The organism is Nevskia sp., from assembly GCF_021732705.1.
Taxonomy (GTDB): domain Bacteria; phylum Pseudomonadota; class Gammaproteobacteria; order Nevskiales; family Nevskiaceae; genus Nevskia.
On record NZ_JAKFUM010000003.1, the window covers coordinates 49,595 to 72,183 of the forward strand.

General features: G+C 66.3%; 12 protein-coding genes. 9 read left to right on the forward strand and 3 right to left on the reverse strand.

The annotated features are described in order from the left end of the window. The first annotated feature begins 52 nt into the window (after window positions 1-52). Genes QZ951_RS02605 through QZ951_RS02620 form a run of 4 tightly spaced genes read left to right on the forward strand, consistent with a single transcriptional unit; the run spans window position 53 to window position 2,196 of the window. Window positions 53-526 (forward strand): CopD family protein, encoded by a 474-nt coding sequence (locus QZ951_RS02605; protein ID WP_292998252.1) that lies wholly within the window; start codon window positions 53-55, stop codon window positions 524-526. 29 nt (window positions 527-555) lie between these two features. Next, a complete protein-coding gene (locus QZ951_RS02610) occupies window positions 556-1,419 on the forward strand; it encodes a phosphoribosylaminoimidazolesuccinocarboxamide synthase (RefSeq protein WP_366943787.1) in 864 nt (287 codons plus the stop codon). 3 nt (window positions 1,420-1,422) lie between these two features. Beyond that, the gene (locus tag QZ951_RS02615) at window positions 1,423-1,803 is read left to right on the forward strand and encodes an MAPEG family protein (protein ID WP_292998256.1); all 381 of its coding nucleotides are present in this window, start codon (window positions 1,423-1,425) and stop codon (window positions 1,801-1,803) included. Between the two features lie 24 nt (window positions 1,804-1,827). Further along, window positions 1,828-2,196, forward strand: coding sequence for a DUF6489 family protein (locus QZ951_RS02620; protein ID WP_292998258.1), 369 nt, complete (start codon window positions 1,828-1,830; stop codon window positions 2,194-2,196). Between the two features lie 83 nt (window positions 2,197-2,279). On the opposite strand, the gene QZ951_RS02625 is transcribed toward QZ951_RS02620, so the two are convergent. The 3 genes from QZ951_RS02625 to recQ all read right to left on the reverse strand — a co-directional run bounded on the left by QZ951_RS02625 (window position 2,280) and on the right by recQ (window position 5,637). Continuing rightward, entirely contained in the window at window positions 2,280-2,606 is a 327-nt protein-coding gene (locus QZ951_RS02625) for a hypothetical protein (protein WP_292998260.1), read from the reverse strand. Between the two features lie 114 nt (window positions 2,607-2,720). After that, window positions 2,721-3,194 carry a hypothetical protein gene (locus tag QZ951_RS02630; RefSeq protein WP_292998262.1) on the reverse strand — a complete coding sequence of 158 codons (474 nt, stop codon included), beginning with the start codon at window positions 3,192-3,194 and terminating at the stop codon, window positions 2,721-2,723. A 175-nt stretch (window positions 3,195-3,369) separates the two neighbouring features. Beyond that, a complete protein-coding gene (gene recQ, locus QZ951_RS02635; protein ID WP_292998264.1) occupies window positions 3,370-5,637 on the reverse strand; it encodes a DNA helicase RecQ in 2,268 nt (755 codons plus the stop codon). Between the two features lie 446 nt (window positions 5,638-6,083). Between recQ and QZ951_RS02640 the strand changes: the two genes are divergently transcribed. The 5 genes from QZ951_RS02640 to QZ951_RS02660 all read left to right on the forward strand — a co-directional run bounded on the left by QZ951_RS02640 (window position 6,084) and on the right by QZ951_RS02660 (window position 22,570). Then, window positions 6,084-6,590 carry a hypothetical protein gene (locus tag QZ951_RS02640; protein WP_292998266.1) on the forward strand — a complete coding sequence of 169 codons (507 nt, stop codon included), beginning with the start codon at window positions 6,084-6,086 and terminating at the stop codon, window positions 6,588-6,590. 158 nt (window positions 6,591-6,748) lie between these two features. Further along, entirely contained in the window at window positions 6,749-9,328 is a 2,580-nt protein-coding gene (locus QZ951_RS02645; protein WP_292998268.1) for a hypothetical protein, read from the forward strand. A 54-nt stretch (window positions 9,329-9,382) separates the two neighbouring features. Next, the gene (locus QZ951_RS02650) at window positions 9,383-15,319 is read left to right on the forward strand and encodes a SpaA isopeptide-forming pilin-related protein (RefSeq protein ID WP_292998270.1); all 5,937 of its coding nucleotides are present in this window, start codon (window positions 9,383-9,385) and stop codon (window positions 15,317-15,319) included. A gap of 5 nt (window positions 15,320-15,324) precedes the next feature. Beyond that, complete coding sequence (locus tag QZ951_RS02655) at window positions 15,325-16,446, forward strand: OmpA family protein (RefSeq protein WP_292998272.1); 1,122 nt, start codon at window positions 15,325-15,327, stop codon at window positions 16,444-16,446. Between the two features lie 49 nt (window positions 16,447-16,495). After that, window positions 16,496-22,570, forward strand: a complete 6,075-nt coding sequence (locus QZ951_RS02660; protein ID WP_292998274.1) for an SdrD B-like domain-containing protein — start codon at window positions 16,496-16,498, stop codon at window positions 22,568-22,570. Window positions 22,571-22,589: the final 19 nt, after the last annotated feature.

Below are 22,589 nucleotides of genomic sequence, written 5' to 3' on the forward strand. Positions count from 1 at the left end.
GGGGTCAGTTCAATAAAGTGGCGCTCTGTTCGCCACCGGTACTGCACGCTCCATGGGTCTTGCGCTCGCTGTTCACACCTTGTTCGCCGCCATCTGGGTCGGTGGCATGTTCTTCGCCTACGTCTGCCTGCGGCCGACCCTGGCGGGCATCGATCCGAAGACCCGCACGACCCTGTGGGCACAGGTGCTGCATCGCTTCTTCGGCTACGTCTTCGTCTCGGCAGCGCTCCTGCTCGGCACCGGCCTGCACATGATTCGCGGGCTTGGCGGCATGGCGAACGCGGGCCCGCATGTCCACATCATGCTGACCCTGGGCCTGGTGATGATGGCGCTCGCGGCGCACGTCTGGTTCGCGCCGCTGAAGCGCCTGAAGCTGGCCGTGAAGGCGGGCGATGTGCCGGAAGCCGGCCGGCGCGTCGGCCAGATCCGCATCTTCGTCGGCATCAACCTGCTGCTGGGACTGACCGTCATCGCGATCGCCAGCGGCGGTCGCTATTTCTTCTCGTCTGGCCTCGGCGGAGCCTGACCGTGACGACCGCTCCGCTGCATGAAGCCATGATCACCAGCTTGCCGAAGATTCACAGCGGCAAGGTGCGCGACCTGTTCGCGCTGGGGACCGATCACCTGTTCATCGTCACCAGCGATCGCCTGTCGGCGTTCGACGTGATCCTGCCGAATCCGATCCCGGGCAAGGGCGCGGTGCTGAACGCGCTGACCGCGTTCTGGATGGCGCGCTTCGCCAGCATCATCCCGAATCACTTCGACACTTCCGTCGACCTCGCGCAGTGGCTGACGCCGGCCGAGCGCGCGCAGTGCGAAGGCCGCGCCGTGGTCGCGAAGAAACTGAAAGCGCTGCCGGTGGAAGCGGTGGCGCGCGGCTACCTGATCGGTTCCGGCTGGAAGGACTATCAGGACACCGGCGCCGTCTGCGGCATTCCGCTGCCGAACGGCCTGCGGCTGGCCGACAAGCTGCCGCAAGCCATCTTCACGCCGGCGTTCAAGGCGCCGAAGGGCGAGCACGACGCCAACATCTCGTTCGATGAGACGGTGAAGCTGGTCGGCCCGGCGCTCGCTGCGCAGGTGCGGGACGTGACCCTGCGGCTGTATCGCGAAGCCTCCGAATTCGCCGCGACGCGCGGCATCATCATTGCCGACACCAAGTTCGAATTTGGTCTGGATGACGCCGGCACGCTGCATTTGATCGACGAAGTGCTGACGCCGGATTCCTCGCGCTTCTGGCCGGCGGATCGCTATCAGCCCGGCATCAGTCCGCCGAGCTTCGACAAGCAGTACGTCCGCGATTATCTCGAGACCCTCGACTGGAACAAGACCGCACCCGGGCCGACTCTGCCGGACGCCGTCATCGCCCGCACTGCGAGCACCTATCGCGAAGCGCAGCGCCTGCTGACCGGAGCCTGACCGATGACCCTCGCTTACTGGTGCGTGCTCGTGGCGGCCTACCTGCCGATCGTCTGGACCGGCATCGCCAAGTTCGGCGCTGGTGGCCGTGACTTCGACAACGCCGCGCCGCGCGTGATGCTGGCCAAGCTCGACGGCTGGCGGCAGCGCGCGAACTGGGCCCAGCTCAACGGCTTCGAGGCGTTTCCGCCGTTTGCGGCCGCCGTGATCATCGCCCACCTCACGAGCGTGCCGCAGCCGCGGATCGATGCGTTGGCGCTGGCCTTCATCGCTGCCCGCATCGTCTACGGCGTGTTCTACCTGATGAATCTGGCGACCTTGCGCAGCGTCGCCTGGATGGCGGCCACCGGCTGCGTCGTTGCCCTGTTCGTCTCCGCCGCCTGATCGTCCCTTTGCCGAGGAAACGCCGTGCAGATCAAGATTGAAATCGACGTCAAGCCGGAAGAACTGCGCCGCTTTCTGGGTCTGCCCGATGTCGCGGGGCTGCAGGAGGATCTGGTCAACTTCCTGCGCGAAAAGCTCGGCGCGGCGACCGAAACCTTCGATCCGGCGAGCTTCGTCAAGGACAACCTGCAGACCCTGAAACAGAGCACGCCGTGGCAGTTGCTGGTGTCGGCGACCAAGAAGTCGCCACCGGCGCCGGCGGCAAAGTCGGGCAAGTCGAGCGGGCGCAGCAGGAAGTCCGCCGCGGACAGCGGCAAGGCGAAGAAGACGGAGGCCGCGTCGGCGAAGCGCCGCGTGGCCAAGCCGAAAGGCGAGGCGCCGTCCGGGCAGTAATCCTGAGGCGAAACGTGTTGGCGGCGATCAGCCGTTGATGCAAGGCCGGATCGTGGATACGCCGCGATCTGCGGCGGTGTCGCTCAGGGCAGCCGGAACTCGGCCAGCCGCATCCGCAAGCGCCGGAACCGCCGGACTCGCCGGGCGTGATCCTGGGCCAGCCGTGCCGTCGTCGCCGGCAGCAGGTCGATCTGCAGCCGCAGCATCTCCGCCGGATCAGGCGTGCGCACAGCAACGCGCCAGCGTTCGCGCAGGGCCGCGCGATGCTCGCGCCACGCAGCCGCTTCCTGTCGGAACCAGCGACGGGTCCAGCGCATGGCCCAGGACGTCAGCTCGTGTGCCGCTGTGTCGAGGCGCGCGCGGGCACCCGGATCGATCGGCCGACGCGACATGGGCAAGGACGGCTTCATGGGGAATTCGGAAAGTCTTGCTGTCGCCGGCGTGGCGGCGCCCCAACGGACGAATGGCGCGGCAGCCGCGAAGGCTGCCGCGCCATTCCGATCACATGCCGACAGCGGGATCGCTTACTTCGCGACCTTCGCGGTGGCCTTCTTGACCGAGGCGGCTGCCTTCTTGGTCGTGGCCTTGACGGCCTTTTCGGCCTTGGCGACGACGGCCGGCTTGCCGGTCAGCTGCGCCTGAATGGTCTCGACGCCGGTCTTGACGACCTTGTACAGCTCTTCGCCGGTGCGCGAGACGACGGTGACCGTCTGGCTGAACGGGGCGGTCAGCGTGTCGGTGGTCGGCAGGTAGCTGATCGGGTCCGCGGCGACGGCCTTCAGGCCATCGGTCTTCGCCTTCTCGAAGCTCGACACGGCGGCCGAGTAGATTTCCTTCGCGGCGGCCGTGTTGTCGCTGACCAGCGACTTGTAGCCGCCGACGACGACATCGCCAGCCTGCTTCAGGCTGTCGATCGAGATTTCGGCAACCTTCTGGCCGTGGCCGGACAGGGTTTCGACGCGGCCTTTGACATCTTCAACAACGCTCTGCAGGGACATGGTTCAGCTCCTTTCGTTGATCGGGGATCAAATTGCTGCGACGCAACATTTGATGCACCGCATCATAACAGCCGATTTTCGGAAGTCAAGCGCGTTCGGCTGTCAAGACTTTATTGAACGAATCGTCAATTTTTTTGATCGGAACCGGGCGCGCCCGGACCCGCGTCGGTGGCCTTCAGGCCGTCGGTCGGCGAGCACGTCCGTGCAGCCAGCCACGCACCAGGCGCAGTTCGTCATAACTGTAGACACCGCTGCCGAGCGCTTCCCACGCCGGCTTGAGCCGCGCCACGCCGTGCTTCTCCAGCGCGCCGACGATGGCCTGCAGCCGGGCATGGTCGATCAGGCGGCTGATGTCGATGGCCGTGCCATGCGCGAGCAAGGCTTCGAGATGGCCGCTGATGGTGTTGGCATCAAGCGCGCGCTGGGCGGCGATCTGGTCCGGCGACAGGCCGCGGTCGAACAGCGTCATTGTGGTCAGCACGGTCTCCGGCAGATCCTCGTCGACGATGTTCGCTTCGTCGATCTCGAACGCCTTCGCGTCTTCTGCCGGCGCGTCCGGCACGCTCAGCCCCTTCTCGACGAGAAACGCGCGGATCGCCGACGTGAACGCCGCGCCGTACTGCGCGAGCTTGCGACTGCCGACACCGGAAATGTCGAGGAACGCGGCACTGGTCAGCGGCTGGCGCTCGGCCATCTGGCGCAGCGAGGCGTCGCTGAACACGACATACGGCGGCACGCCCTGACGATCCGCCAGTTCCTTGCGCAGGCCGCGCAGCGCCTCGAACAGCGCATCGGCCTCCGGCATCGCGCTGCTGTCGGTCGAGACCGCCGCACCGCGTCGACGCTTGCCTTTCTCGGCCTGCGGCGCGACTGCAAACGTCACCGGCCGCTCGCCCTTGAGCACGGCGCGGCCGGCTTCGTTCAGGCGCAGCACCGGAAAGCTGTCGCCGAACTCCTCGACCAGCCCCTGATGCAGCAGCGCGCGCACCAGCAAACGCCATTCGTCCTGCGATCGCTGCTTGCCGATGCCGTAGACCGACAGCGACTGATGGCCGCGATCGATCAGCTTCTGGGTCTCCGCACCGCGCAGAAGATCGATGATGTAGGCGGCACCGAAGCGCTCGTTGCGCTGCGCCAGGCGGGCGATGGCCGACAGGAACTGCCGCGCTTCGAGCGTCCAGTCTTCGACCGGCTTCGGATCGAGGCAGTTGTCGCAGGCGCCGCACGGCGGATTGAAGTTCTCGCCGAAGTAGCGCAGCTGGATCGCGCGGCGGCATTCGGTGGATTCGGCGTAGTCCAGCACCTTGCGCAACTGCAGCTTGGCCATGCGCTGCTCGGCCTCGAGCGGCGCGCCGGTGGCCGGATCGACCTTTTGCTGGATCAGGAATTCCGCAGTTCGGATGTCGCCGACGCCGAAATACAGCAGGCAGTCGGCATCGAGTCCATCGCGGCCGGCGCGGCCGGCTTCCTGGTAGTAGCCCTCCATGGTCTTCGGCAGGTCGTAATGGACGACCCAGCGCACGTCCGGCTTGTTGATGCCCATGCCGAAGGCGATGGTCGCCACGATCACCTGCGCATCGTCGCGGATGAACGCATCTTGATGGTTGCGCCGGTCTTCGGCCGACAGCCCGGCGTGATACGGCAGCGCCCGGATGCCGTCGTCGGCGAGGCTTGCGGCCAGTTCGTCGACCCGCTTGCGCGACAGGCAGTAGACGATGCCCGAGTGACTCGGGCGCTTGCGTGCGCGTTCAAGCAGCTCGCCGTAGCTGCGGCCGTCCTTGGCCCGCACGGCGTAATGCAGGTTCGGCCGGTTGAAGCTCGCGACATGCACCGCCGGGTCGCGCAGCCCGAGCTGATGACTGATGTCGTCCCGCACGCGGCCGGTGGCCGTGGCGGTGAACGCGAACACCGGCACGTCCGGAAAGTGCTCGCGCAGCCGGTGCATCTGCCGGTACTCCGGCCGGAAGTCATGACCCCATTCCGATACGCAGTGCGCTTCGTCGATGGTGAAGCCGGACAGGCCCTGGGCTTCCTGCAGACGCGGCAGAAAACCGCTCAGGAATTCCGGCAACAGCAGCCGTTCCGGTGCCAGGTACACCAGCTTGAATTCGCCGCGCAGCAGGCCGGCGGTGGTCTCGGCCGATTCACGTGCGGTTAATGAAGAGTTCAGGAAAGCGGCGTCGATGCCGTTGTCGCGCAGCAGCCGAACCTGGTCCTGCATCAGCGCGATCAGCGGCGAAACCACGACCATGACGCCGGGCCGGATCAGCGCCGGCAGCTGAAAGCACAGCGACTTGCCGCCGCCGGTCGGCATGATCGCCAGCAGGTCGTGACCGGCGAGGGCATCGGATACGACTTCGCGCTGGCCGGGCCGGAAACGGTCGAAGCCAAACCAGCGCTTCAGTGACGCTTCGAGCAGGGGCGGGCGGTCGGCGGATGGCATGCGAGGCTGAGTGTTCGGAAACGGGTGCGCATTGTCGCCGGTGTCGGCGGCCGAGGCCGCAAGCGATCGCGATGCATCTGGATTAGGGGTCCCAGAACACGCCTTTAATCTAGGAAATCTATTAACGAGCGTTCATTTTCTTGATCCACATCAAGCCCGAACCTGTCCAGCATGCCTTTGGGAGTTTTTCTCCCCGTCGGATGCTTGTGATCCAGTTCTCACGTGAGTAGGCTCTTCCTAGTCGAAAAATTACATAGACAAGCGCTATCCGACGAACGGTCTGTCCGTTCTGACGAAGACGATCTTGTCGGTACGTTCAGTGAACTAGCCGCAAGTGATTGCTCCGCAGGACTGCGGGGCTGAGACGATTTCGGTCGGTTCGAATCACCCGGGATACACGGACGTTGCTGCGAGTCATTCACTACGAGACGGGCGTACCTCTGATCATGAAGTCCTGGCTGTCTGGCGTCACTTCGGTGGCCCTCATCGCTGCAAGCCTTTCGATGGGCGCCGTGCGCGCCGACGGACCGGTTTCCAGCCGGCTCGAAGCCTTGAAGGTCACGGCCGATGCTTCCGGGCAGGAGTCTTTCGTTGCCGCCGGCGAAGTCGCGCCCGGGGATTTGATCGAGTACCGGCTGACGTACGCCAACTCGGGAAAGACCGCCGTATCCCAACTCGCCGTCAACGGACCGGTGCCGAAGGGCACGACCTACGTGCCCGGCAGCGCCAGTACCACGGTGCGGCACGAACTCAAGTTCAGCTACGACAACGGCCAGACCTGGCTGTCGACGCCGCCGGTGCGCGAAGTCCGCGCGGCCGATGGCAGGACGCAGCAGCGTCCGGCCGGTCCGGAAGAAATCACCAATGTTGAATGGCAGGTGCGCGAACCGCTGAAGGTGGGTTCGACGCAGGCCTATCGGTACCGCGTCAAGGTGCTGGCCGTGCCGGGCTGAGCCGGGCCCGAGCACCGGGGTCCCACGAACAAGAACAGGCGCGCCGCGCGAGCGGTGCTCCCGCCCGAGTCAGGGCAATGGGTAGTCAAGAAGAGCTAGGGAAGGGAATGATGGGCATTTCAGCGTTTGCTGCTGCGGGTTTCCGCGCGTCCCGCGTCATGCTGGTTGGTGCTGCACTGCTGGCCGGGTTGTCGCTCACGGCGGACGCTGCTCCGCGCGCCGGTGCGGTGATCGGCAACCAGGCGACGGCGACCTACGTCGACCAGAACGGCGTGCCGCAGACGACCACGTCGAACCTCGTCGAGACGCTCGTCGCGCAGGTTGCCGGCGTCGACATCGAAGCCAATCAGACCCAGACGTCCGCGCCAGGCGCGACGATCTATTTCCCGCACACGGTGACCAACACCGGCAACGGCAACGACACCTACACGCTGACCACGGTCAACAACACCGGCACCTTCGATTTCACCAACATCGTCATCTACGCCGACGCCAACCAGGACGGCGTGCCTGACAACTTCACGCCGATCACGGTCACGCCGAGCCTGATCCCGGGTGGCGTCTACGGCATCATCGTCGCCGTCACGGTGCCGGGCACGGCCACGGCCGGCCAGACCGACAACGTCACGATCCGCTCGACCAGCGTGTTCAACGGCACCATCACCGATGCCAATACCGACACCGTCACGGTCACCAACAACGCCGTGATCGCGGTCACCAAGGCCGAAGACATCACCAGCGGCCCTCCGGGCACCGCACCGGTCACGATCACCCTGACCTACACCAACACCGGCAACACCGCGGCCACCGTCGTCAGCCTGACCGACGCGCTGCCGACCAACATGCTGTACGTGCCGGGCAGCGGTCGCTGGAGCGTGACCAACCCGGCGCCGTTGACCGACGCCGTCGGTGGTGATGCGGCCGGCATCGACTACTCGGTCACCGGCAACACCATCACCGCGGTCATCGCGACCGTGGGCCCGGGCCAGTCCGGCTTCATCCGCTTCCAGGTCTCGATCTCGCCGACGGCACCGGCCGGCCCGCTGCTGAACACGGCGGCGATCAGCTATGTCGACGGCGGTGGCAACACCGTGCCGGACAACACCAATACGGTCGTCTTCACGGTCACGCCGAATGTCGCGGTCGATCTGTCGGACACCGGCTCGACCACCGACAACGATGGCGCCAACAACGACATCATCACCCAGGGTCCGGTGCCGCAGGGCTCGACCTTGCGCTTCGACAACCGCGTGACCAACAACGGCAATGGCGTCGATACCTTCGACATCACGTTTGCCAACGGCACCTTCCCGGCGGGGACCAGCTTCCAGCTGCTGCAGGCCGATGGCCAGACGCCGCTGACCGATTCCAACGGCAACGGCATTCCGGATACCGGTCCGCTGAATCCGGGTGCGACGATCAGCGTGTTCCTCCGCGTGACGCTGCCATCCGGCGCCACCGGTGTCGGCCCGTTTGACGTGATCAAGACCGCGACCTCGGTCACCGACCCGACGGTCTCGAACACGACGACCGACCGCCTGACCGCGATCGCCACCAGCACGGTCGACCTGACCAACACCAGCGCCGGTGCCGGCGCGCCAGGTGCCGGCATCGGCCCTGAAGCGGCACCGGTCACCGCCGTCACCGTCACGCCGGGTGGCACCGCGACGTTTTCGCTGTTCGCCAACAACACCAGCGCCGTGCCGGACAGCTATCTGATCGCGGCCAGCACCGATCCGACGTTCGCGACCATCGCCCTGCCGCCGGGCTGGACCGTGACCTTCCGCAACGCGTCGAACGGCGTCATCACCAACACGCCGACGATCCTGGCCGGCGGCAACTTCGCATTCACTGCGCAGGTCACCGTGCCGGCGGGCAGCGCCCCGATCGCGGCGCCGGGCCAGAGCATCTATTTCCGCCTGGCGTCCGGCACCAGCGGCGCGCTCGACGTCAAGAACGATGCGGTGATCGTGGCCACCGTGCGCGAATTGGTGATCACTCCGAACAACACCGGGCAGGGTTTCCCGGGCGGCACGGTGCTGTACACGCACACGCTGACCATCGGCTCGAACGTGGCTGAAACCAATGCGCCGCTGACCACGACCAACAGCACGGCGCTGTGGACGTCGGTCATCTACTACGACGCCAACGGCAACGGCCAGATCGATCCGACCGATCCGGTGATCACCGACATCGCCGACATCGATGCGCTGGTTCCAGGCGCGGGACTGCCGCCGGGTTCGAGCTACCCGATCCTCGTGCAGGTGTTCGTGCCGGCTGGCGCCAGCCCGTCGTCGACCAACACCACGACGGTGACGGTCACGCCGGTTGCAGGCGAAATCAATGTTGCCAACAACACCGCCAACGACGTGACCACGGTTGTGACCGGCGACATCCGCCTGCTGAAGACCCAGGCGCTCGATGCCGCCTGCGACGGCGCGGCCGATGGCGCGTTCGTCACCACCCCGCTGGCCAATGCCGCACCGGGTGCCTGCATCGTCTACCGCGTGGTCGCGACCAACGCCGGCGCGACGCCGGTCACGGCACTGGTGATTTCCGACACCACGCCGGCGCTGACCACGTACACCACCTGTGCCGGGGCCTGCGCGGCCACGGCGACGGTCGGCACGGTCACGGCACCCGTCAGCGGCTCGACTGGGCAGGTCGTCAACACGGTCGGCCCGCTCGCGGCGGGCGGCACCGCGACGCTGACCTTCACGGTCCAGATCAACCAGTAAGCACGGACAACGGGAGGGCCTGCACGCGCCTCCCGAACCGGCCCGATCCCTGCGATGACCTTCTTCGAACCGACCGCTGACCGATGCCCGTCTCGCACGTCCACCCGTGCGGGCTGGCGCGTCGGCGTCGCTGCGCTGCGTCGGCTGCCGCTGGTGCTGGGCCTGTTGCTCGCGACGTTCGCGGCAGACGCCCAGATCGGTAACCCGCCGCCTGCCGGCAGCACCATCAGCAACACGGCGACCGCGACCTATCGCAACGACGCGGCCGGCATCACCGAGACCGTCACCTCGAACACGACGGTGATCACCGTGGCCCCGGTCGAAGGGATCGCGCTGGTTCCGAATCTCACCGTGTTCGTGCCGCCGGGCGGCACGGCGACATTCCCGCACACGCTGACCAACACCGGCAACGTCACCGAAACGGTGACTCTGACGCTGACCCCGCAGGCCGGTGACAACTACGACCTGAACAGCCTGCGTCTGTTCCTCGACGCCAACGGCAACGGCGTGATCGATCCGGGTGAGCAGGAAATCCCGAACGGTGGAACCGTCGTGCTGGCGCCCGGGCAGAGCATTTCGCTGATCGTCACCGGTGTCGTACCGTCGGTCGTGCTGCCGGATACGCAGGCGGTACAGATCCTCACGGCCACCACGGCGGGCGGCGCCACGGCGCGGGTCACCGACATCGCGATCACCCGCAGCGGCGGCGAACTGCAGCTCACCAAGAGCGTCGACAATCCGCTGGCCCGTGCCGGCGATACGGTGACCTACACGCTGTCGGCCGTGAACATCGGCAATACGCCGGTCGCACCGACGACGGTCACCGTCGACGGCGCGCTGCGCAACTTCGTGGTCATTCGCGACGTCATTCCGGTCAACACCCGCTTCGTCGGCGTCACGCAGACCGCGGGCGGCGTCGCGCTGTATCACCTGGTCGGGCAGGGGCTGCAGATCTACACGACGGTCGCGCCGGCCGACCTCGGTCAGGTCGATGCGATTGCCTTCGGCTACGGCGCAGTGCCGCCGTCCGGACGTCTCGAACCGTCGTTCCGCGTGCTGATCAACGCCATTGCCGGTGGCCGCATCACCAACGTCGCGGAGGTCTACGCTGACGATGGCAACGGCACCGAAACCCGCGTGATCTCGAATCCGGTGTCGATCGATCTGCCAGCGACCCCGGCGACGATCGACTACTACAACAACGCCAACTTCGGCACCGTCATCGGCGCCACGAGCGCCGGCAATCCGCTGTTCCTGCAGGCCTTTGCCGCGTCGTGCAACGTCGATTCGACGGTTGCCGAACGCTATCCGATCCGGCTGACCACGCAGAACTCGAACGACCTCGAAACCGGGTTCACCATCAGCGAGACCGGCGCGAACAGCGGCGTGTTCACCATCACCGGCATCCCGACGGCGCCGTGGCCGCAGAACGCGCAGGTCACGAACGACCAGATCGTGCAGGCCGGGCAGAGCGATGTCGTCACCGCTACGCTGATCTGCGGCGGCGCCACGCTGACCACGCAGATCATCATCGACCCGTCCGGCGTCGTGTACGACTCGCAGACCAACGTGCCGATCGCCGGCGCGACGGTGCAACTGTTCATCGTCAATGCCGACGGCTCGCTGACGCCGGCCACCGTGCTCGATGTCAACGGCAATCCGCGCCCGAACACCGTCGTCACCGGTGCCGACGGCGTCTTCCAGTTCCCGCAGCTCCCAGCGGGCAACTACCGGATCGTGGTCACGCCGCCAACTGGTTACAACTTCCCGTCGCAGTTCTCGCCGGCGCAGCAGCCGATCGGTCGTCGCATCAACGACGGCTCGTATGGCCGCAATTTCACGGTTTCGGCCGGCGGTGCCGTGGTGCTCGATGTGCCGCTCGATCCGGCCGCCGCTGCCGGTGCGTTCGCGCTCGAGAAGACCGCGTCGTCGACCTCGATCGGCATCGGCGAATCGCTGCGCTACACGCTGCGACTGCGCAATGACGCCGGCTTCCCGCTGACCAACACCCGCGTGCAGGACACGCTGCCGCGCGGCTTCCGCTACATCGCCGACAGCGTCCGCTACAACGGCGGTCCGGCGCCGGCACCGTCCGGCGCGCCGGGACCGAATCTGGTCTTCACCGTCGGCACCGTGAACGCGGGCCAGGTGTTCGAGATCACGTATCTGGTGACGGCCGGCGTCGGCTCGTCGGGCCGGGCGGTCAACTCCGCGCAGGCGATCAGCGATCAGGCGACGACCAATGTCGCCACCGCCACGGTCACGATCGATCCGGACGTGTTCCGCGACGAAGCCTTCATCCTCGGCAAGGTGTACACCGACTGCAATCACAGCCGGCTGCAGGATCCGGAAGAACTCGGCATCCCGGGGGTGCGCCTGTACCTCGACGACGGCACGTTCGCGATCACCGACGCCGAAGGCAAGTTCAGCTTCTACGGCGTGTCGCCGCGTACCCACGTGCTGAAGATCGATCCGATCACGCTGCCGCCGGGTTCGGAGTTGATCAATCTGGCCAATCGCAATGCCGGTGATCCGCACAGCCGCTTCATCGACCTGAAGCGGGGCGAACTGCACCGCGCCGACTTTGCCGAAGGCTCATGCAGCACCGACATCATCAAGGACGTCAAGGCGCGTCGCGCCAAGGGCGAAGTGTTCGGCGCCGAGATCCAGAAGCGTCTCGATGACCCGCTGAATCTCGATAGCTTGCGCATAGATCCGCGCACGCAGCCGGCCGCTGGCATCGTCGACCGCGATGGTCGCGTCTCGGCCTACACGCCGCTGCTGTTCGATCGTCCGGAGAACCGGGTGGACGGCCTGCCGTCGCTCGGAGCCACCGCGCGCAGCGCGCCGTCGCTGAGCCTGGAAACACAGCTGCCGAAGGAAACCAGCAACGAATTCGGGTTCATGGACCTGAATGACGGCGACACCGTGGCCGCGCGTGACGTGTCAGTGCGGCTGGTGGGTCGGGCTGGCGCCGAGTTCTCGTTGTCGGTCAACGGCGAGGAAATTCCGAAGGCGCGGGTCGGCCAGAAGGCCGTGCTGGCTTCGCGCGAGCTGCAGGCCTGGGAATACATCGCGGTTCGCCTGAAGCCGGGTGCGAACAAGCTGCGCGCCACCGCGGTCGACAATTTCGGCAACCCGCGCGGTACGGCCGAGATCACGTTGATCGCCCCGGGCGACCTCGGCGTGCTGAAGATCATTCCGCCACCAAGCGGCGCGGTTGCCGATGGACTGACGCCGGCACGGGTCATCGTCCGGCTCACCGACGACAAGGGCGTGAAGGTCACGGCACGCACGCCGGTGACGCTGGAAACCTCGATCGGGCGCTGGGATGCGACCGACCTCGATCCCAAGGAACCCGGTCTTCAGATCTTCGTCGAAGGCGGCGAAGCGCTGGTCGATCTGGTGCCGCTGTCCGAGCCGGGCGAAGCGCGTCTGCGCGCGACCAGCGGCCGACTGAAGGACGAGGTCAAGCTGCCGTTCCTGCCGTATCTGCGGCCGCTGATCGCATCCGGCGTGCTCGAAGGCGCATTCAATTTCTCGAAACTGAAGGCCGACGGCGTGCAGCCGGTGACGGCGGAAGACGGCTTCGAGGACGCCATCAAGGAAATCAATTTCGGCGGTGGCAGCTCGCAGGGCGGTATCCGCGGCTCGGCGTTCCTGAAGGGCAAGGTCAAGGGCAACCTGCTGCTGACCCTCGCCTATGACAGCGACAAAGACACCCGCGACCGGCTGTTCCGCGATATCGATCCGGAAAGCTTCTATCCGGTCTACGGCGATTCCGGCATCAAGGGCTTCGATGCGCAGTCGACGTCGAAGCTCTACGTGCGTGTCGACAAGGGTCGGTCGTACCTGCTGTACGGCGATTTCAACACCAACGGCAATTATCTGACCGGCGGCTCCGGCTACAACGCCAGCGGTGCCGGTGACGCCTCGGTGCTCGAGCGCCGTCTGGCGAACTACAACCGCAGCCTGACCGGTGCGCGCTATCACTACGAGAACGACCGAGCGAGCATCAGTCTGTTCGCCAGCTACGACCGCCGCCGTCAGCGCGTCGTCGAGCTGCCGGGTCAGGGCATTTCCGGCCCGTATCCGCTGAATGTGCTGGGTTTCGTGCGCAACAGCGAAAAGATCGAAGTGCTGACGCGTGACCGCAATCAGCCGTCGTTCATCATTTCGACCGTGGCGCTGACGCGGTTCACCGATTACTCGGTCAACGAGATCGATGGTTCGATCCTGTTCGGCCGGCCCATCCCGAGTGTTGACGGCAACTTGAACCCGGTGTCGATCCGGATCACGTTCGAGCTGGATACCGGCGGCGAGCGATTCTGGGTCTACGGTGCCGATGGCCAGTACAAGCTGACGGACTTCCTCGAAGTCGGCGCCAGTGTCGCCCGCGATGACGACCCGACTAATGCCTACAGCCTGTACGGCCTGAATGCCAACGTGAAGCTCGGCGCCGGCACGCACCTGGCACTGGAAGGCGCACGCTCGGAAAGCGACCTCAACGGCACCGGCTATGCCACGCGGGCCGAGCTGGTCCATCGTTCGACGACCGCGGAAGGCCGCGTCTTCTACGGCCAGACCGACGACAACTTCGAGAATGCCAACGCGGCAATCACGGCCGGCCGGCGAGAAGCCGGATTCAAGGGTGTGCTGAAGCTGACCGAGCGTCTGCGCGCCGGCGCGGAGGGCATCTACTCGAACGACCGCAGCGCCACCATTTCGGCGCGCAAGGGTGTGCTCGGCTACATCCAGTACTCGCTGACGCCGCAACTGGTGCTGGAAACCGGTTTGCGCCGCTCCGTCGGCGAAGAGTCCGGCACCGTCAACAACACGCCGACCACGCGCGAGATCAACAGCACCGCCGCGCGCGCCAAGCTCACCTACACGCCGGGCTTCCTGGCCAAGGCCAGCGTTTTCGGCGAGTACGAACAGGACATTCGCGATGCCGATCTTCGTCGTGCAGCCGTCGGCGGCGACTATCAGATCGGATCGCGTTCGCGCCTGTATGCGCGGCATGAATTCATCACCAGCCTGAATGGCGTCTACAACCTCGCCGAAAATTCCCGTGACCAGAATTCGACGGTCTTCGGCATCGACTGGGGCTACATCGACTCCGGCAGCGTGTTCAGCGAATACCGGGTGCGCGATGCCCTGAGTGGCCGCGAAGCGCAGGCGGCGCTGGGCCTGCGCAACACCTGGCACCCGGCCGACGACTTCAAGCTGTTCACGACCTTCGAGCGGATTCAGCCGGTCAACGACATCGGTCAGGAAACGACGGCAGCGACGATCGGCGGCGAGTACCTGATCAGCCCGCTGACGAAGGCCGCGGCGCGCATCGAGTACCGCACCAGCCAGTCGGAAGATTCGATCCTCAACACGCTGGCACTGGCGCGCAAGCTGAACCTCGACTGGACCGTGCTCGGCAAGAACACCATCGCCTGGAGCGACCGTGACGGCACCGGCCTGCTGGTCCGCGATCGCATCCGCCTGGGCTTCGCCTATCGCGACACCGATACCAACCGCTGGATCTGGCTCGGTCGCTACGAAGCGCGCTATGACCGCGACGAAGGGCAGGGCAGCCGCCGTCTGGTCCACATCGTGTCGACGAACCTGAACTACCAGCCGGTCAAGTCGCTGGTGCTGGCCGGCCGCTGGGCCTCGAAGTTCGTCGACGAGCGGTTCACCGAGCTGTCGGCCGACAGCAACACGCATCTGGTGTCGGCCCGCGCGACGTTCGATGTGACGGAAAAGATCGATATCGGGCTGCAGGCCTCGAACCTGTTCAGCGGTGGATTCGGCAGCAACCAGTACGGCGTCGGGGCGGAAGCGGGGTATCTGCTGACGTCGAACCTGTGGCTGTCCGGCGGTTACAACTTCTTCGGCTTCCGGGATGACGATCTGGAGGATCAGGACTACACGCGTCAGGGGCCGTACGTGCGTCTGCGCTTCAAGTTCGACGAAGACCTGTTCAAGTTCCTGGAGTGATGCACATGACCTGCGAAGACCGCCACAAGCCGCATTGGCCGCTCGCGCTGGCCTGTGCCGCCGTGCTCGCCCTGAGCGCCTGCGCGCGGACCATTGATGTTCAGGATCCGAAGACGCCAACCGGTGTCGAGCCAGTCAAGTCACGCATCACCGATCAGGTGATCGCGGCCGATCTGAGCTACATCCAGTCGCTGCGCGCCAGACTGAAAAAGCTCAACGACGCCGGCCGCCCGCTCGACGAGTACTCGATGTGCAAGGCGCAGGCCTGGGTCGATTTCGGGTACTCGGAATACACCGACAATGATCGCGGCGGCATCGTCGAGGAAGCGCTGGCGCAGGCCGCTGGCCTGATCGAGAAGATGGAAGCCGGCGGTGCCTACGGCTACTCCGACACGCCGGTGACTCCGCACAGCCAGCGGCTGCGCGAAGACCTGTGGACCTTCATTGCCGACACCAAGGAGAAGGTGCCGGTGGGCAGCAAGGACGAGCCCGGCTGTTCGGCCTGCGCGCTGGCCAAGCTCGAAGTCCAACTGGTCTGGATCGGCAACGAATATCGCGACCTCGGCTGGCGCCACGCCGATTCCGAGATCCGCGCGGCCGAGCGCTATCAGCGCACGGTGATCGACGACATCGCCAGCTGTCCGTACCGCGGGCCGAAGGCGCCGGATTCGCCGCTGTCGTGCCCGCCGGTGGAGCCGCAGAAGGCCTGCCCCGATGTCTCGGGGCCGCGCGGCCCGCTGGTCTTGCCGGTCACGGTCCACTTCGCGTTCGATCGGAGCGCCATCGCCAACAAGTCGGGCGCGATCCTGTCGCGGATTGCCGACGTGCTGCGCGAGCATCCGGAAGTCAGGGTGACCCTGGTCGGCAATACCGACGTCCGCGGCACCACCGAATACAACAAAGGGCTGTCGCGGCGGCGCGCCGAAGCGGTCAAGGTCTATCTGATGGCGGCTGGCATCGAAGGCGAACGTCTCAGCACCAAGGCCGCGGGCGAATATCCGTGGCCGGAACAGGGCCTGAAGCCGATCGACGCCTATGCGCGCGCCCGGCGCGTGACCTTCGTGTTCGAGAATCTGCCGGACATCAAGACCGAGCAGCAGCTGATCGACCTGCAGCCGGACCACTGAACCATTCCGCCACCACCGTCAAAGCCCCAGGACCGCCGCCTCGTCTGACATGACCTCGATCCACGCCACTCGCCGCATCGCCCGGAATTCCGTTGCCCTTCGGCTGCGGAAGCTCGCGGGACTGTGCGCACTGGCGCTGGGCCTTGGCGGCTTCGCGCTGCCCGCGAACGCGACGCTCGACGTCAACAAGTCGTTCCAGCCGATCAACATCAACCCGGGTCAAACCTCGGTGTTGCAGGTCGACCTGTTCAACAACGAGAACGTTGCCCTGACGGCCACGCAGTTCACCGACCTGCTTCCGGCCGGCATCACGATCGTCGCGCTGCCGGCGCCGACGACGACCTGCGGCGGGATCGTCACGGCGCCAGCGGGCGGCACCAGTTTCAGCCTTGCCAACGGCACCGTACCGGCCGGCAACGGCGTGATTTCGGGCACCTGCAACGTTCGGCTGACCGTCACCGGCAGCCTGTCCGGCACTTTCGTCAACACCATTCCCGTCGGCGGAGCCACCGGCGACAGCGGCCCCAACGGCGGTCTTGGTCCTCAAAGCAACCAGCAGCCCGCCAGCGCCACGTTGACCATCAGCCCGTATGTGCCGCTGACCGGCAACAAGACCTTCCCGAATGCCGACCCCGACTTCGTCAAGGGTGGCGGGGCGGTGCCGTTCAGCATCACGCTGAACAACCCGAACCTGTCGCCGGTGACCGGCGTCGCCTTTGTCGACAACTTCCCGGCTCGATTGCTCGCTAACGGTGTCGTCGTTTCGAACACCTGCGGCGGCACCCTGACCGATGCGGCTGGCAGTGCCATCAACGATGGCGATACCGGCATCCGCCTGACCGGCGGCACGATCGCGGCCAACGGCAGCTGCACGATCACGGCACAGGTTCGACCGGCCGCCCCGAACGATGCCTACAACGACGTCCAGACCAACACCATCGCGACCGGTGCCGTCACCAGCGTTCAGGGCGCCAGCAACTCGGCACCGCTGTCGGCGAGCATCGTGGTCCAGACGGGCGGCAGCATCGTCAAATCGTTCGATCTGCCTGCCGTCCTGAGCGACGGTGCCGAAGCGTCGACGCTGACCCTGCGACTGCGCAACTTCAATGTCACCGCGATCAACGGTGCTTCGCTGACCGACGCCTTGCCGGCCGGCGTCACCGTGGCGGCCGTCCCGAACATCACCGCGACCAACTGCGGTGCGCCGGCGATCACGGCCGCCCCGGGTGCAACCAGCATCAACATCGCCGGCGCCACGATTCCAGCCGCCGCCAATGCCATCGACGCCGCCGGCGAGTGCGTGGTGACCGTCGACGTGGTGACCACGGTGAACGGCAATGCGACGAACACGATTCCGGACGGCAGCTACGGCGCCGGCTTGCCGAGCTACACCGGCACCAGTGCCGCACTGTTCGGCAACAACTTCGCCGTGTCGGCAGACAAGGCGTTCTCGCCCAATGTCGTGCAGCGCGGCGGCACGACCACGCTGACCATTACGCTGTCGAATGCCAGCACGCTGCCCGCCACGATCACCAGCTTCACAGACGACCTGGCCACCGCTGGCGCAGGTGTCGTCATCGCACCGACACCTGCCGCGAGCACGACCTGCGTCGGCGGAACGGTCAGTGCGCCAGCGGGCGGCACGCTGATCACGCAGAACAACGGCGTGATCCCGGCCGGCGGCTCGTGCACGATCACCGTGCCGGTGTCCGTGCAGAACACGGCTGCGTTCGGCACCCACACCAACGTCATCCTGCCGAACGGCCTCGTCACCGATCGAGGCACCAACAACGGTGCCGCCTTTGCCGACTTCGTGATCCCGGCGGACGTCAGCGGCAACAAGTCATTCAGTCCGACATCGGTGGTCATCGGCAGCACGACCACGCTGACCATCACGCTGAACAACACCACGGCCGCGCCGGCCACGATCAGCAGCTTCACCGACAGCCTGATCACGATGGACCCGAACGGCAACGTCGTGGTCGCGGCCGCACCCGCCGCAACCACGACCTGCGGTGGCACGGTCACGGCGGTTCCGGGCAGCACGCAGATCACCAAGACCGACGGCGCCATCCCGGCGAACGGTTCGTGCACGATCACGGTGCCGATCACACCGCGCAACGGCGCGCCGCTGGCAGTCGTGCAGAACGTGGTCGAGATCGGAGGCCTGGTCACCAGTGTCGGCAGCAATGACGACATCTTCCAGGCTCAGCTGACGATCAACCCGGCGATCACCGGTGCCAAGGCATTCAGCCCGGCGACCGTCGCCCGCGGTCAGAGCAGCACGCTGACGATCACGCTGAACAATGCCAGCACGGCTCCGGCCACATCGCTCGCCCTGACCGACAATCTCGCCACGCTCGACGCTGGCGGTGCGTTCACCATCAGCGCCACGCCGGCCGCCAGCACCACGTGCGGCGGCACACTGACCGCGGCACCCGGCGCCACGACGATCTCGCTCGCCAGCGGCACGATTCCGGCGACCGGTGCCTGCGTCATCACGGTGCCGGTGACGCCGGGACCGACGGCCATCGCCGGCCTGCGCACGAACACGATTCCAGCCGGAGCGGTGCAGACGTCGCTTGGCGACAACCAGACGCCGATCACGGCGGACATCACGGTCAATCCTGCGGCTTCGATCAACAAGACCCTGCTGCCGGCGACGGTCGGCATCGGTCAGGTGTCGCGACTCACGATCACGATCAATCGTGATCCGGGCGCACCGGCGTTCACCGGCGTGGCCCTGTCCGATGACCTGACCACGCTCGGACCCGGGCACAGCATCGCGAATCCGGCGAATCTCACCAACACCTGCGGCGGCACCGTCAGCGCGGTGGTCGGTGGCACGTCGATCAGCCTGGCCGGCGGCAGCCTGTCCGGCGCCACGACCAGCTGCAGCTTCGCGGTCAATGTCCAGACACCGAACACCGTTGGCAGTGGCACCAACACGATTCCGGCCGGCGCGCTGGTCACGGCCGGCGGCTTCAGCAATGACGTATCGGCCACCGCCACGCTGAACCGCATCGACGCGATCACCGACCTGACGTTGAACAAGGCGTTCAACCCGACCAGCGTCAGCGGCAACACGTTCTCCGTGCTGTCGATCCTGATCAACAACAGCCAGAGCGGGGCGGTCAATCTCAGCAATGTCACGCTGACCGACAATCTGCCGAACGGCATGATCGTCTTCGCCACCCCGAATGCCAGCTTCACCGGCCCGGGTTGCGCGAACGCGACGATCACCGCCGTACCGGGCAGCTCGACCGTCGTCCTCAGCGGCGCCACGATCGATGCTGGGACTGTCTGCACGCTGGCGGTCAACACCACCGCGGTGGTCGATGGCAACCTGACCAACAGCATCCCGGTCGGTGCCGTCACGTCGACGCAAGGCATCACCAACAGCAACTCACCGTCTGCGACGTTGACGGTCCAGCGCAACATCTCGGTGCAGAAAGCCTTCACGCCGACGACCATCGTGGCGGGTGATGTCTCGACGCTCAGCCTGCTGTTCGTCAATGCGGAACCCGTGTCGCGAACCAACGGCGCGCTGATCGACAACTTCCCGCCCGGTCTGATCGTTGCCGGTCCGGCCACCGCCAACACCTGCCTCAACAGCACGCTTGCCGATGGCGCCGGCGGGCCGCTGGTCGCTGGCGCGACGTCGATCCGGGTCACCGGCATCACCTTCCCGCCGAATTCCAGCTGCCAGATCGATGTGCCGGTGACCTCGGCCACGCCGGGTGTCTACGTCAACACCATCCCGGCGAACGCGCTGACGACGACCGAAGGCAGCACGAACAACGCGCCGACCACCGGCACGCTGACCAATCTGGCGGCGCCGACGATCGTCAAGTCGTTCACACCCGACACCATTCCGGTCAATGGCACCAGCACGATCAGCTTCCTGCTGAGCAACCCGAACGACGGCACGCTGCTGCCGGGCGGCTTCACGGGCGCCAGCTTCACCGACACGCTGACCGGCATCAGCATCGCCGCGACCGGTTCAGCCGGCGGCACCTGCGTCGGCGCGGCCGGCAACACCTTCACGGCCGGCCAGACCGCGCTGAGCTTCACCGGCCTGTCGATCCCGGTCAGCGGCAGCTGCACGGTCACCGTCGTCGTCACGGCCGCGGCAGCCGGCACCTACCCGAACACCACGAGCGGCGTGGTGACGGCGCAGACGCCGACCAGCCCGGGCAACCCGAGCAACACGGTCAACCTCCTCGTGCTGGCACCGCCTCAGATCGCCAAGGCGTTCTCGCCGGCGGCCATCACGGCCGGTGGCACCAGCCGCCTGACCCTGACGCTGACCAACCCGAACGCGACCGTGCTGACGATCTCGAATCCGGGCCTGATCGATACCTTCCCGATCGTGCCGGGTGCGATGACGGTCGCCACGGTTCCGAATCTTGCGACCACCTGCGTCGGTGCAACGGTCAATGATTCGGCCAATGGTGCGCTGAACGGTGGCGATGTCGGGATCCGCGTCAACGGTGGCAGCATCCCCGCGAACGGCGCGTGCACGGTCAGCATCGACGTCACCGCCACCGTCACCGGCAGCTACGTCAACACCACCGGGCTGTTGAACACGGACAACGCCGGCAGCAGCGTGGCCGGTGGCACCGACACGCTGACCGTCAACGCGCCGGTCGGCGTCAGCCTCAGCGGCTTCGTCTACCGCGACGCCAACACCAACGGCACGCTCGACGGTGCCGAGGATTGGTCCTTGGGCGCGCCGGTCTTCGTCAACGTGGTCCAGAACGGCGTGGTCCTGTATTCGCAGGCGGTTCCTGCGGGTGGCGGTGCCTACAACTTCCCGAACGTGCCGTCCGGTACCTACTCGGTCATCGTCAGCGACAGTGCCGTCAGCCTCACGCCGGCGGCGCCGGATACATTCCGCTTCGTCTTCCCGAACGACGGCACGCAGCTGGTGACGGTGGCGACGACCCCCGTCAGCCTGGTGAATTTCGGCCTGATCGATGGCGGGCTCGTCAGCGGCCGCGTGTTCCGTGATTCCGGTCCGACCGCGAACGACGGCATCCAGCAGAGCCCGGTCGCCGAGCCCGGCCTGTCCGGCGTCACGGTTCGCCTGACCGACTGTGCCGGCACGACCTTCGGAACGACCACGACCAACGGGAATGGCGACTATTTCCTGCCGGTGCCGTCAACCGTCGCGAACGGCGCCACCGTTTGCGTCGAGGAAACGAACCCGCCGGGGTATCTGTCGACCGGCGCCAACGTCGCCGGAACGTCGACGCCGGACGGGGCCAGCACCACCATCGGCGGCACCACCTACACCTACACCCGGCAGACGCCGAGCGAGCGAACGCAGTTCGTGTATTCCACGACCGTCCGCAACTATCCGAACCTGAACTTCGGCGAGGTTCTGCCGCCGGTCTTCACCACCGACAACACGCAGACCGCGCTGCCCGGCACCACCGTCGACCATCCGCACACGTTCACGGCACAGACGGGCGGCAGCGTCGTGTTCAGCACGTCGGCCGTGCCGCGGCCGCAGGTTCCGGACTGGAGCGAGGTGCTGTATCTCGACAGCAACTGCAGTGGCGCGATCGACAGCGGCGAGTTGCCGATCACCGGACCGCTGACCCTGGTTGCCGGCCAGCAGATCTGCATCGTCAATCGCGAGTTCGTGCCGGCCGCAGCGCCGGTCGACGCCAGCAACGTGGTCACGGTGACTGCGACGTTCACCTATGCCAATGCTACGCCGGGCCTGACCACGGTGCTGACGCATACCGACACGACGATCGTCGGCGATGGCACCGGCGCGGCGCTGAATCTGGTCAAGACGGTCAGTACCGGCACGACTACGCCGGGCTCGATCCTGACCTACACGATCACCTACTCGAACCGCAGCTCTCAGCCCTTGTCGACCATCGTCATCAACGATGCCGTTCCGCCGTTCACGAGCTTCGTCTCGGCGGCAGCGGGACCATTGCCGGCCAGCCTGACCGCCTGCAGCAAGACGACGCCGTCGGGTGGCCCGGTCGATTGCGCCGCGGTGCAGGCTCCTGCGGCGCGCGGCGCCCTGCGCTGGACCTTCACCGGCATCCTGCAGCCGGGCAGCAGCGGCACGGTCACGTTCCAGGTGCAGGTCGACCCTTGATCCGGTCGCCGCGGTGACC